Origin of the sequence: Shewanella sp. JNE2, from assembly GCF_023159115.1 — a bacterium.
In the GTDB taxonomy this organism is placed as follows: domain Bacteria; phylum Pseudomonadota; class Gammaproteobacteria; order Enterobacterales; family Shewanellaceae; genus Shewanella; species Shewanella putrefaciens.
Window position 1 is genome coordinate 4,112,091 of record NZ_CP096169.1, and the last position, 12,859, is coordinate 4,124,949.

The 12,859-nt window shown below is 41.8% G+C and carries 8 protein-coding genes and 1 other annotated feature; of the genes, 6 read left to right on the plus strand and 2 right to left on the minus strand.

The window, feature by feature from the left end; all coding sequences use genetic code 11:
* Nucleotides 1-2 precede the first annotated feature (2 nt).
* The 6 genes from MZ182_RS18280 to MZ182_RS18305 all read left to right on the plus strand — a co-directional run bounded on the left by MZ182_RS18280 (nucleotide 3) and on the right by MZ182_RS18305 (nucleotide 10,720).
* A complete protein-coding gene (locus tag MZ182_RS18280; RefSeq protein ID WP_248067492.1) occupies nucleotides 3-1,598 on the plus strand; it encodes a restriction endonuclease subunit S in 1,596 nt (531 codons plus the stop codon).
* Between the two features lie 2 nt (nucleotides 1,599-1,600).
* A complete protein-coding gene (locus tag MZ182_RS18285) occupies nucleotides 1,601-4,342 on the plus strand; it encodes an RNA-directed DNA polymerase (RefSeq protein ID WP_248067488.1) in 2,742 nt (913 codons plus the stop codon).
* A 47-nt stretch (nucleotides 4,343-4,389) separates the two neighbouring features.
* Nucleotides 4,390-5,606 (plus strand): IS3 family transposase gene (locus tag MZ182_RS18290; protein WP_165564867.1). Its coding sequence is split into 2 segments (ribosomal slippage): nucleotides 4,390-4,672 and nucleotides 4,672-5,606, totalling 1,218 coding nucleotides; the frame shifts between segments, so codons are not numbered across the junction.
* Nucleotides 4,668-4,784: a sequence feature (AL1L pseudoknot), on the plus strand. (Overlaps the previous gene by 117 nt.)
* A gap of 126 nt (nucleotides 5,607-5,732) precedes the next feature.
* Nucleotides 5,733-6,626 (plus strand): hypothetical protein, encoded by an 894-nt coding sequence (locus MZ182_RS18295; RefSeq protein ID WP_248068690.1) that lies wholly within the window; start codon nucleotides 5,733-5,735, stop codon nucleotides 6,624-6,626.
* Nucleotides 6,623-7,099 (plus strand): hypothetical protein, encoded by a 477-nt coding sequence (locus MZ182_RS18300; protein ID WP_248068693.1) that lies wholly within the window; start codon nucleotides 6,623-6,625, stop codon nucleotides 7,097-7,099. The genes MZ182_RS18295 and MZ182_RS18300 overlap by 4 nt, the downstream gene beginning before the upstream one ends.
* A 255-nt stretch (nucleotides 7,100-7,354) precedes the next feature.
* On the plus strand, nucleotides 7,355-10,720 hold the full coding sequence (locus MZ182_RS18305; protein ID WP_248068696.1) for a DEAD/DEAH box helicase: 3,366 nt from the start codon (nucleotides 7,355-7,357) through the stop codon (nucleotides 10,718-10,720).
* Nucleotides 10,721-10,953: 233 nt separating this feature from the next.
* Here MZ182_RS18305 and MZ182_RS18310 read toward each other — a convergent pair whose 3' ends face one another.
* Both MZ182_RS18310 and MZ182_RS18315 read right to left on the minus strand, forming a co-directional pair.
* A complete protein-coding gene (locus tag MZ182_RS18310; RefSeq protein WP_248068699.1) occupies nucleotides 10,954-11,604 on the minus strand; it encodes an HGGxSTG domain-containing protein in 651 nt (216 codons plus the stop codon).
* A 210-nt stretch (nucleotides 11,605-11,814) separates the two neighbouring features.
* Nucleotides 11,815-12,666 (minus strand): inovirus-type Gp2 protein, encoded by an 852-nt coding sequence (locus tag MZ182_RS18315; protein WP_248114732.1) that lies wholly within the window; start codon nucleotides 12,664-12,666, stop codon nucleotides 11,815-11,817.
* Nucleotides 12,667-12,859: the final 193 nt, after the last annotated feature.

Consider the following 12,859-nt stretch of genomic DNA (forward strand, 5'->3'; position numbering starts at 1 on the left):
AAATGAATCGTGCTGCAGAACCGGTCCGTCATTCCCGCGAAGGAGGGAATCCATTGCCGCAAGGATGGATTTGTGCTCAGATTTCAGATGTAGCCCTGAAGGGAGAACAACGAAATCCCCATCCAGATAAAGCTTTTACGTACGTAGATATTGGCAGTATTGACCGTGAGCGAAAGATAATTTTTGAGCCACAACAGCTTATGGGTAAAGATGCACCAAGCCGAGCAAGAAAAGTCATTACGTGCGGTGACGTATTGGTTTCTTTAACTCGCCCAAATCTAAATGCAGTCGCTTTAGTAGCTAAAGAATATGATGGTCAAATCGCTTCTACAGGCTTTGAGGTCATTAAACCTACAATAGTTGATAGTCGCTTTGTGTTTGCTTTAGTTCGTTCAAAGCATTTTATTGATGCTATTAGTGGTTCCGTTCAGGGGGCACTATATCCTGCGGCTAAATCTTCAGATGTTCAAGGATATGAATTTTCACTCCCCCCACTAGCCGAACAAAAGGTCATTGCCGACAAGCTGGATGAACTGCTGGCGCTGGTGGAAAGCACCAAAGCTCGCCTCGATGCCATCCCCGCTATCTTAAAATCATTCCGCCAATCCGTCCTCGCCGCCGCAGTCAGTGGCAAATTGACAGAAGAGTGGCGTGGTGATAATGGGTGTGAAATCACTCAAAGTGATATCCAACAAGCATTTAATAGAGGCTGGGAAACTGAAAAGTTAAGGGAGTACGAATTAAAGGGAAAATCGCCCAAGAATGACTCATGGAAAAATAAACTACCACAACCTTATTTACCTACACCTGAAGAACAAAAGCTTTTTAACGATATTCCAAGTGAATGGGAGTTTGTTTCAGTAAATCAGCTTACAAGGTTCGTCAAAGATGGTCCTCATTTCAGCCCTAAATATTCAGAGTCAGGGGTTCCATTTATCAGTGGAAGAAACATTACCATTAATGGCGTTGATTTTACTTCTGCAAAGTATATTTCTGAAGATCTTCATATCGAACTAAGCAAAAGGTGTAAGCCTGAGTTAGGTGATATTCTTCTAACCAAAGGTGGAACGACTGGAACTGCATGCGTAAATAAGTACGATTTCGACTTTAATGTATGGGTACATGTGGCAGTACTAAGAGTAACTGACGAAAACATTGTTAACCCTGAATATTTATCACTAGCATTCAATTCACCTGATGTTTACTCACAATCACAATCTTATACACATGGCGTAGCAAATAGGGATTTGGGGCTAAAGCGAATGATTAAAATTTGCTTCCCTATTCCTCACATTAAAGAACAAACCGAAATCGTCCGCCGTGTCGAAGAGTTATTCGCTTTCGCCGATAAAGTCGAAGCCCAGGTCAATGCCGCGCAGCAACGGGTTAATAACCTTACTCAGTCGATACTCGCTAAAGCTTTTCGTGGCGAACTGACTGCCGACTGGCGCGCTGCGAACCCGGAACTGATATCCGGTGACAATAGTGCTAGCGCCCTGCTTAAACGCATTAAAGCCGAACGTGAAGCTCTTGCTAAAGCTACCCAAACAGCTAAGACAAAACCAATTAAGAATGCTAATTCAAGGAAGAATACTTAGTTATGAAAATCATTGCAGATAAATATCGAGCTTTAAAACCAGAAATTAGTTACTTAACAGATGAAGTGGTGATTTCACAAGCCTGGAAGAAAACCCATGCCTATATCCGAAGTTTCAATTGGTATGCGGACACTTTAGCGCTTGATGTATCTGCACTGGGTATTGAATCGGAAGCGAGTAAGTGGGGACAGCAACTTAAGTTAGGAAGACCACTAAATAAATTAGAATTAGTGCCAGCAGCTAAGAGTGAGAGTTGGGTTGTTGATAAAAACTTAGGGTGGGTCCCCAAGGCGTTAATTAAAGGAAAAGAAGAACAAGAAGAGAGAGAAAATATCCCGCCGATTAGGCCATTAGCACATCTAAGCATAAGAGATCAGACATGGGCAACTACAGCTATGATGTGTTTAGCTGATGCTGTTGAAACAGAACAAGGTGATTGTAGTCGAGGGATAAATAAAGGGGTTTATAGCTACGGCAACCGTTTAGTATGTGATTGGAATGATGATAACAAGGCTTGGTTCAGATGGGGGAATAGTGAGGTATACCGGAAGTTTTTTTCTGATTATCAGAGCTTCTTACAAAGGCCGATAAAAATTGGCCGACTACTGGTAGAACAAGAGCAAGATGCTGAACATGTGTATGTTGTAAATTTAGATTTATCAAAATTCTACGACAACATCGATCGTGAAGTTCTTATCAAACGACTAAAAAAAATCACAGGTAAGTTTGGACACAGTCAATGTAGTATGTTTTGGAATCGTTTGTCGAAAATAATTGATTGGCAGTGGCGAGAAAATGATCTTAAGTTTGCAAAAGAAAATAACATCCCTTTAGCTTCAGGAAAGGGCTTACCCCAAGGGTTGGTTTCTTCTGGCTTTTTTGCTAATGCATATATGACTTCATTTGATGAGAAAATGGGTAAAATGATAGGCAATGAACTGCCTATTCCAGGAGGCGTTATACTTCATGACTACTGTCGCTATGTAGATGATTTACGATTAGTCATAAGTACTGAAAATGAAAACATCAGTAGCATTAAGCGTGCAATTCAACGTCATATCAGTAAGCTGCTAAAGATTCACGCTGGTCAAGATATAAAACCCAATTCCAAAAAAACAAAAATTACAGCTATTTCAGATTTAGATAATAGCGGTAGTATGGCCAATCGCATTGATATCCTTCAGGGGGAACTTAGTGGACCTGCTGACCGAGATGTACTAGACAACACCTCTGGCACATTAGAAGGACTGTTATCAATAGAAAATGAAGATATACCTGATTTAACACCTTACCACCAAGATCTTCCTCTCGTACAGTTAGCTAAATTTGATCATGATATTCGTTCAGATACTTTAAAGCGGTTTGCTGCAAATCGATTAGAGAGCATCATTCGTTCAAAGCGTAGTATTACTCCGCTAGATGAAAATGTTGCATCGCTAAGTAGTAAACAGCTTGAAAATGAAAGTGAACTATTAGCTAAAAAGCTCATATTTGCTTGGATGAAAGATCCCTCACAAGGTATCGTTTTAAGAAAAGCAATTGAGATATACCCTAATGCAGAGCTATTTGAACCAGTCTTTGACTCCATCTATTCCCGTAGTAATTTTTGTACCGAAAGTAGCATAAATCAAGTATCAGCAATCATGATGGATTACTTACTTGCAGACTTATTCAGATGTTGTTGTGATTTTGATGGTTTTTTTCAAAACATTCGTTATCCATCATCTATCGATCCTACTTCGATATTAGAATTAGCGTCTTTTTATGCTCAAAAAGTATTAGGTTCTGAAAAAAAGAAACCATTTATAGAAAGACAGGCTCTTTTATTATTGGCTATTATGAACAAGCCTGCTCAATACAATCCTAACATCAGGTCCATTCAGACAATTCTTCATTTGATTTTAAATGGGACACCACCATCATTTTCCCATGATAAGTGGGTACTTTTTGAAATTGCAGGACAAATCAGTGGCCATAATGACACTTATGCTAACTTAATGCTTAGTGAAATCAGCAATCTTGATAATAACGTCAGTGTGCTTGAGATGTTTGCAAAGCGAGGTGGACCTTTTTGGTTTGCTCTATGGAATAGAATAAACAAAAATAAAAATTTGAAAGCATTGTACAAAACCTTAACGTGGGCTGCTCCTGTGAGTGCTTCAAAGATTCAAAATACCGCGCTTAAATTATCAAAAATAATAGCATCTGATTCAAATGGATTTGAGCATGAAGCTGCCCTCATAAAGTTAGGTTTAAGTTTATTAGATTTAATAGACATTCATCCAAGAGCTTTAACTCTTTCACCAACAGCAATCAAAGTTGAATTTCCTAACTGCAGAAACTGGAGCGATATTTGGCATCCGAATGTTAAAAATATTGAATGTAACATTGATTATTCATCAACAACACTCGATCCAAGGTTCGCACCGCCTGAATGGCTTCTATCTGTCGAAGATGATGCGAATCTAGCTGCAAGAAAAATATATTGGATTGGTACTATTTTAAGAGCTGCAGCAGTTGGTGGTTGTGACTTTACTAGTAATAGGCGGAAAAATAGTAACTCTACGACTTATAAAGGAGTGAGAACTTCTTGGTATAAACGCAGAATGGGAATGATGCATTCACCTGAGACTTTAATCGGAGAGTATGCAACTGTTACCGATTGGTTTTCAGAATTGCTAATGAGGTGTTTACAATGGCCAGGGTTTGAATCCAACTTTGTTAGGCATGAAGATATTCGCTGAATCATACCGGGTTTGTCGGAGGCTAATTTTCTTGAGAGAATTAGTCTATGAACAAGAGAACAACTTATTCCGCAGAAGTCCGCGAACGCGCAGTTCGTATGGTTTTAACCTCAGAGCATGATCACCCTTCCAGGTGGGCAGCGCTGGTGTCTATTTCATCAAAAATTGGCTGTACACCTGAGACATTAAGGGCTTGGGTTAATCGAATTGAGGTGGATTCAGGCAAAAGGCCTGGAGTTACCACCGATGCCGCAGCCAAGATCAAACAACTTGAGCGAGAGAACAAAGAGCTTAAGCAGGCCAACGAGATCCTGAAAAAAGCTGCTGCGTTTTTTGCCCAAGCGGAGCTCGACCGCAAACCGAAGAAATAGTCCAGTTCATTGATTCGCACCGAGCGTTGCATGGTGTCGAGCCGATTTGTCGTGTGCTGCAAATCGCGCCATCAACGTATTTCCGGTGCAAGTCACTTGCAGCCCAGCCACAGCTGCGCTGTCAGCGTTATCATCAGGATGAGGCGTTAAAGCCAGAGATTCTGCGCGTATGGCAGGACAATCGGCAATGCTATGGCATCAGGAAGGTCTGGAAGCAACTGAAGCGAGAAGACTTTACAGTAGCCCGCTGTACTGTTGCCAGACTGATGAGCACTCTTGGGATCCAGGGCGTGCGACGAGGACGTCGTTGTGTCACAACGATCCCTGATGAGAGTGCTGCTAAGCCGCTGGATCTGGTTAACCGGGAGTTTACGGCAAGTCGGCCAAACCAGCTTTGGGTGGCAGATATTACCTATGTGGCCACTTGGTCAGGCTTCGTTTACGTCGCCTTCGTCACCGACGTGTTCTCCCGTAAAGTTGTGGGCTGGAGGGTAATGAAGTCGATGCAGACGCAGTTAATTCTGGATGCACTGGAACAGGCTTTATGGGCCAGGGGCAAGCCTAAAGGCGTTATTCATCACAGCGACAGAGGAAGCCAGTATGTCTCGATACGATACTCAGAACGATTATCAGAAGCAGGCTTTACCGCGTCTGTCGGCAGCGTTGGTGACTCGTATGACAATGCATTAGCCGAGACGATAAATGGCCTGTACAAAGCCGAGGTCATTTATAAAGACGGCCCTTGGCGAGGGTTGGAGCAGGTCGAGCTTGCAACGCTGGATTGGGTTGACTGGTTTAACAACAGAAGATTACTGGGCTCGATTGGCGATATCCCGCCAGCTGAATATGAGGAAAACTATTATCGACAATTAAGGCAAGATACGGCAGCATGACTCAAACAAATCCGCCTCCGAATTTACCGGTTCGATTCACGCGACATTGTGGATTTAAACACATTTAGTTTGAGTCTCAATACGAGACTTTCAAAACTTAACAATTTGTACTGTAAAGCTTCTGACATGCCTGCATTACCTTCTGAAGTTAACAGACCACAGTTTAAAGGAAACTCGGGCTTTAGAATCGTAACGGTTCAACAATTACTGCCTCGTTCTTCAGACTTCGGAGAAGCCGATCCGCAGCTAAACCGATCGCAAGTTAGAGCGGCACATCGTGAGCATTTGTTATCAGTTTGCCAGGTCGCATATAAAACACTCTCTGCTAAGTTAAAGGCAGAGGGCACCCCAGGGCGACCAGCTGCTGACTTGATTATTTTTCCTGAGTTATCAGTTCATATTGATGATCAAGATATTATCAAACGACTTGCAGATAAAACTAGATCGATGATTTTTGCCGGGCTTGTTTTTACTAACCATGATGGCAAATTAGTCAACATTGCAAGGTGGTTCATCCCTGATTACAAGGAAAGCGGTAGGCAGTGGATTATTAGAGACCAAGGTAAACTTAACATGACCTCTGGCGAGGAGGAGCTTGGTATCGAAGGATATCGCCCTTGTCAGCATCTAATTGAAGTTCATCGAGAAGATATAGAGCCTTTTAAAATATCTGGCGCTATATGCTATGACGCTACGGATATCAGCCTAGCTGCAGACTTACGAGATAAGACAGATCTATTCATAGTGGTCGCACATAATCGAGACGTTAGTACTTTTGATAATATGGCTGCAGCACTGCACTACCACATGTATCAACACGTTGTTATTTCAAATATTGGTGAGTTTGGTGGTTCGACTATCCAAGCCCCCTTTAAGGAACCTTATGAAAGGCTAATTACTCATGTCCATGGAGCTAATCAAATTGCTATCAATGTGGCTGACATAGACCCTCATGCTTTTACTCGTGAACACAAGACTTATAAGAAAAGAAAGACTAAACCTGCAGGATTTAAACGATGAAGAATGACAATGTGACTTGCTTTTATACTGGCTGGTCAGCGCTTTTAGATGTTGAATTATGGGTGAAGTGGATGGATATTCTTACAGGTTTAGCAACTATTGCAATAGCTGGTGCTGCCCTATTTATTGCTTATAGACAGTTAAATTCGAGCAGAGAGGAAGCTAGAAGTACAACCGCTCATAACCTGTATCACCAGTATCTGACCTTATGTATAGAAAAGCCTGAGTATGCTAATGGCATGGTTAAGCCTCAAGAAAGATCTGAGGAGTATGGTAAGTACTGCTGGTTCGTTTCTTCTATGCTTTTTACTTTTGAACAGATCCTAGAAACCAAAGCTACTGATCCAAAATGGCAACGAACTATTAAATCTCAACTGCAGACTCATAAAGAGTTTTTGGCTTGCTCCCGCACAGTGAGAGAATGTGAGTGGAATGATGAGCTCCAAAAAATTATTGACCAAGTTTTAGAGTGATATTCGCTATTAATTTGAAACCAACATCTGCACCTAGAATGTTGATGGTCTAAATCTAAGAAAAACCACTTAGAAGTAAGGATGCTGGTGGGCTCATACAAGACCAAACTAGCCTTACAAGCTGTGGGCTCTATCTACTCAGATGAATATATGAGCAATCTAGGAACGTAAGTTCAACTGGTAAAAATTTGAACCAGTGAAATTTCAATGTGATCTGATGTAACTAGGTGAATTAGATCGGAAGGACATCTCAGAATGAAAAAGTTATTTAAATCGGTACTCGATGCTCTATTTTGTAGAAAAAATGAGTTAAACAATAATACGCCAGAGGGTACGTCCCTTTCACATCAGATCAGGTCAAGCTCTTCTAAAGATATCGAGGTTAAACGCGCTAATGCAGATCGTTGCCAGCGTATTCTTAACTATTGGCTTGATATGGAGTTATTCGATCTCCCACATTGCCCAATTTTTGACAAAAATAAGCTCCTTAGTGTTCCTGCAGATAAGTTTGCTGAAAACTGGGGGCAGGAAGCTGGTCAAAAGTATGAGTCAGGAAAGCTAAAGATAACCAAGGATAGTCGGCTGCTTGTGATGTTTCAGTGTCATCGGGCTGGATATATCGCAAAAAATGATGAAAGGCATCCTAACTATAAAATTCCTCGAACCTACCTTGTAGCGCAAGCCATGATTCCACGTTGGGATGAAGTGAGTAACTCTATCGTTTGGTCTCGCTCTGAAGAAGATCAGGATTTAATCATAAATCTTGCAACTATTCGTACTCTGTATCGCCGATGCCGCCCGTCAGCGGCAGCTAATATGAGTCTTTCTGACTGGGTTAAGGCAAGGATGGAAAACATCGAGAACATGCTGCATACAGGCCTAGCTCAGAATGATGAAGATACTCCACTTGATACAGAAGAGTTGCAGCGGAGGATTATTACTATAAATCTGGAGCTTGCAGGGCAATTCTGGCCGGATGATCAAGCTCGAGAATACATGTTGCAACAGTGCCACCCCATTGAAAGTGGCTTCCAAGATGATAAGTTAGATCAACCCGCTAGGTTGGTTGATGGTGGTGTGACTTTCCGATGGCGTTTTTGCTATTACCCTGATGGTAGTGAGAGTCAACAGTTGGGACCTTTCTTTGTGGATGATCTTGAGAGGATCATAACTCGGGTGCAGAAAGAGGGCACTCGAGGGCTATCAGAGCCATTGCAAGCATATTTGCTTGGAAAGAAAGAACAAATTGAAATCGGGAACGCTGTTAATCAGGGAGAATTTTTTTGGCCATTAACCAATGGATTGCTCTATGGTCGTTGGCCAGAAAAGCCTCAATATGGTCTCTGCTTATTGCAAACTGTAGCTGTTAATGTCGCCAGAAAAGTTAAAGATAATCCTGTAGTGGCGGTGAATGGCCCTCCTGGTACAGGTAAAACAACGTTATTAAAAGACATTATTGCTGATAAATTTGTTGCACGTACCTTAAGGCTTAAGGAGCTGAGCAAAGATGAAGGCTGGGTGTCGAATGAAGAAGTGACTAAGGCTGTAATGCAGTACAGTATGGTCGTAGCATCCAGTAACAATAAGGCCGTAGAAAACATTTCTAAAGAGTTACCCTCACTTGCTAAATTGCCTAATGACTTTGCTGGCAGCACGAGGCACTTTAGGGAATTGGCTTCTAAGGGTGACTGGGGATTGTTCTGTGCTGTCTTAGGTAATTCATCCAACCGCAAGGCTTTTAAGCCTCTGTTGAAGAAGTTACGTGAACATATGCGCAATATCAGCGATTACTTTCAACTTAACGGCTTGGTCAACTCGATGAAGAAGCAAGGTAAGGAGGAGGCTAGTGACATTTTTTTACGTTTCGTAAATATCTTGCGTGACAATGGTAGGCTTTATTCGTTGGTAAATGACATCAAGAAATGTTCTGCCAACCAGAAGTACAGTATGTTTTTTCAGCCCTTTACTTCTGCCTTATCCAAGGTTGAGCTTGGAGAATTAACGGCTGAACAGTTTTCATCAAGTTGGGGTGATATAAGCGAGGCTCAGTGGTCGTTAGCGTTAGAGGCTATTGAGGCATTCAAGAGACAATGGTTTGGTAAAAAGTTATACCAAGGGCATTTACAAATTAAGCTGAAAGAGGCTGAAAAAGCCTTTGATCTTGCTTATGCGAAGATTGGAAAGTTAGGTTGCGGTATTGGCTCTGAATGGCAGCTTGACCGGCATACACATCTAATTGGCCCTGAAGCGTATTTGAAGGGAAGTCATGAGTCGATAGATGAAGCAGAGAAACGCCTGCAGTTAAGCTCACCTTTTGGGAGCAAAGTTTTAAACCAATGTCGCAGTGAACTATTCATCAAGGCATTATCCTTAAATGAAGCTATTTTGGATAATGCTGCAAGTCAGTTTTCTAAACACTGGGATCAACTTGAACAACTGATTGATGGGCATTTGGAAACGAAGGAAACTAATCCTGAACATCAGCAGCTATGGTCATTATTGTTTTTATTCTTCCCTGTTGTGAGTACTTCGCTTTCATCCGTTGAGAGCCAATTTAAGCTAATGCAAAGGCCGGGAGGTTTCGGTCTTGCGATGATTGATGAGGCCGGTCAGGCTGTTAACTATCATGTCGCTGGCTTGCTCCAGCGGAGCCGGCAGGCAATTTTTGTCGGCGATCCAATTCAACTTGAACCCGTTGTCACAATGCCACCTTCAATAGATTTAGCTATAGCATCTGACTTCCTTCCAATCTCGAGTAAAGATGGGGAACACCATTGGGGAGATGACTATCTGGTAAGTGCTAGCTCTGCGCAATCAGTAGCTGATAATGCTAGCCATTTCATGGCTAAGATTGGTGAGCGTAAGGTTGGTATCCCCTTACTCGTTCACCGGCGCTGTAACGAACCGATGTTTTCAGTGGCCAACAAGATTGCCTATGACAATCGCATGATACTGGCGAGTCAACCCTTTGAGTGGCGGGCTATACAAAGTGGCTGGATACATGTTGCCGAGCTCCCATCAGATATTCGAAAGCAAGGGTATGCAAACGAAATGGAGGCAAATACAGCATTTGAACTGGTTAAGTATTTAGTAGAAGAGCAACCAGACATGGTTGAAGGTGGTATTTATATAATCACACCTTTCTCTGTGATGAGACGGGAGCTCAAAAAACTGTGGAAGCAAAGGGCTGAATCCCCAGAAAATCACGAATGGATGCGAGAGGCTTTTGGCATAGCAAAGCAAGAGCAAGATATTGAGCAATTCGCTGAAGACAACATCGGTACCGTACATACATTTCAGGGAAAAGAGGCATCTACGGTTATCGTGTGCACTGCCGCATCAAAAGTTAGAATTAAAGAAGGGGGGATAAGCTGGGTCAATAGTAAGGCAAATTTGCTAAATGTTGCTGTGACAAGAGCAAAGCATCATCTCTTTGTTGTAGGCAATATGGAGGATTGGTCATCTGGTACGTTGTCATCTGAGCTGCAACAGGGTGGCATGCTCTGTTACGATAGTATTGACCACTTAAAGTGTCAGAAATCAACTTTATTCCAAGAACAGTGTTTTGAAAATAAGCTTAGTCGGACTGTGGTTGCAGATGTGAAATTTGACTTTGGATAATATTTAGGGGTTTATTCCTTATATAAAGCTTTAGTAAATATAAGGTGTTCTAGCTCATTTCAAAGGTTTACGCGAGTAAGTTGAGTGTTCAGTATCGAGTATCCTCACGCTAATTTACTCAACTAAACATTACCTCCATTATCTGAAAAAGAAACTTGAATAAAGCTGTTGGTTCAAATTAAGTCAGGCACCGCAAAAGTGGGTGCCAACTTGTCCTAGATTGAGCGACTAGATTATATCTGATGGGCAGCTTTGGATTTCTTTAGCTGCCTTTTTAGTGCTTTGTGTATGGGGTCAGTAGGTATGCGGCCAATGTAACCAAACCCTTTTTTGCGTTCGGTTTTAGAAAACACCCTCATTTCATGTGTTATTTCTGCATTAGAGCCGCTTAATCGATTGAAATAAGGGGTTGGGAAGACTGCTGAGTAGATGTGGAATTTAAGGTGCTCAGCCGCCGTATCCTTATAATAATGATCCAGCGCGGACTGGATAATGAGCAGCGCCTCAGAACCATCAAATTCAGCAATGTAATATTTTGTGGTTTCTAATTCAAATCTGTATTGACTGACTATCTCTGTGATCTCATCTAATCCACGAGCCTGGAGTTTAGTTAGCTCAATTAAACGTAGGTAAGCACTTAAGGCGTTTGCTATATATGCCTGTTTTATTTCAAGATTGAACCGTTTATTAAAATGCCACATGAAGGGATTAAGTAATGCGTTAACTCGTACCGCCAACTTTCCTTCCTTAGTTTTTGCACCTGTAGAGCGCCCACCATGCAATTTGCAGCGCCCATTAGTTTTGTTGCCATAACGCTGACATTGGTTGCCACTGCGGGTCTTTGCTCCGCAGCGGGGAAGCGTTTCTAAATTAAATTTACTCATTAATATTTTCTCTTTGGATCAACAAAAGTGGATCTACAACTGTTGGATCTGCTTCGGTTCATGGGCTTTGTTTTGCATTTCAAACAAATACGCGCTGGGATAACATCGTCAAATACCTCTGACAGCAGTGAGCTGTTGGTTTTTGTGCGTTTTAGTTTGTTTTAAGCAAATCTGCTGGTGGATCATCTTCCGTAAATGGATCATGAACCTTTATCGGTTCATAGGGTGCTGAATCTGTGATCCACTCAAAAGCTGATCCACTATGTGATGTAAACTTGATGTTCTCGAGCTAATGGATTCTTTGAGTTGCTGGGCATGGCTTAGCTCGTTAAACCAAGTAAATGTTGTCCACCTTCTGTTATTGATAGCCTTTACTGTGCTATCAGTGTTTTCTAGCTTCTTCTTGCGCTGATTTATTTCAAAGGTGATCAAAGGGTTAACCAAGAGAATGTCTTTGGTGTCATCAAATGTTGCTGATGGCTGGACCTTATTGCTGAGAAACGTACGCGCTTTGATATTGAGCTCCTTTGTAAATGCTTTCGCAAAGTAACTGAGGCGGTAAATGGCATTCTTGAGTGATGGCTTATTTCCACGGCGCATAATGTTGAAAGGGCTATCAACTAGTGAAGCTGTTCCACCAGTACGCTCCCATTGTGATTTAAGCTGATTTAACAGCTTGTGTGGATAATGGATCTTGTGTCCGCTAAGCATGAGTGCAACATGATAGTGTTGCGTTTCTGAATGATGTCGCTCTCTTGCACAAAGGTATTGCACTTTGCATTTGTATTGCTTTGATAGCTTTTCGACCTGCAGATCAAGGAACTGAGAAATTTGATTATTATCAGCAGAAAACTGGTGTGGATGTAGATCAATTCTGACAACCATCACTTTGCTGTAGTGACTTAGCATCGTTTCACAACTTGAGATGATTTTGTTCACCAGCTGTGGCTTAAGCCCTTGAGATTTAGGTTTATAGACATGGTACGCATGATTCTTATACGCCATTAATGTTGAATTATGCTTACTGATACAGAACATAGCTTTGCCTTCTATTTTTGACATCCCAATAATAGGCGACCATATATTATTTAATATCCGCCGTTGTATCGGGTTTGATCTATGGTGTTTCTTGCTGCCCTAAGGGGTTTTAAGGCTTTTTAGTCGGTTTTGATTAGCGTGAATAGTGGGTCAAACTGTGTCATCTCGTTTGGTAAAAAAAGCAGGCTAAGCCTGCTTTAATCCAATAGGTAGACAA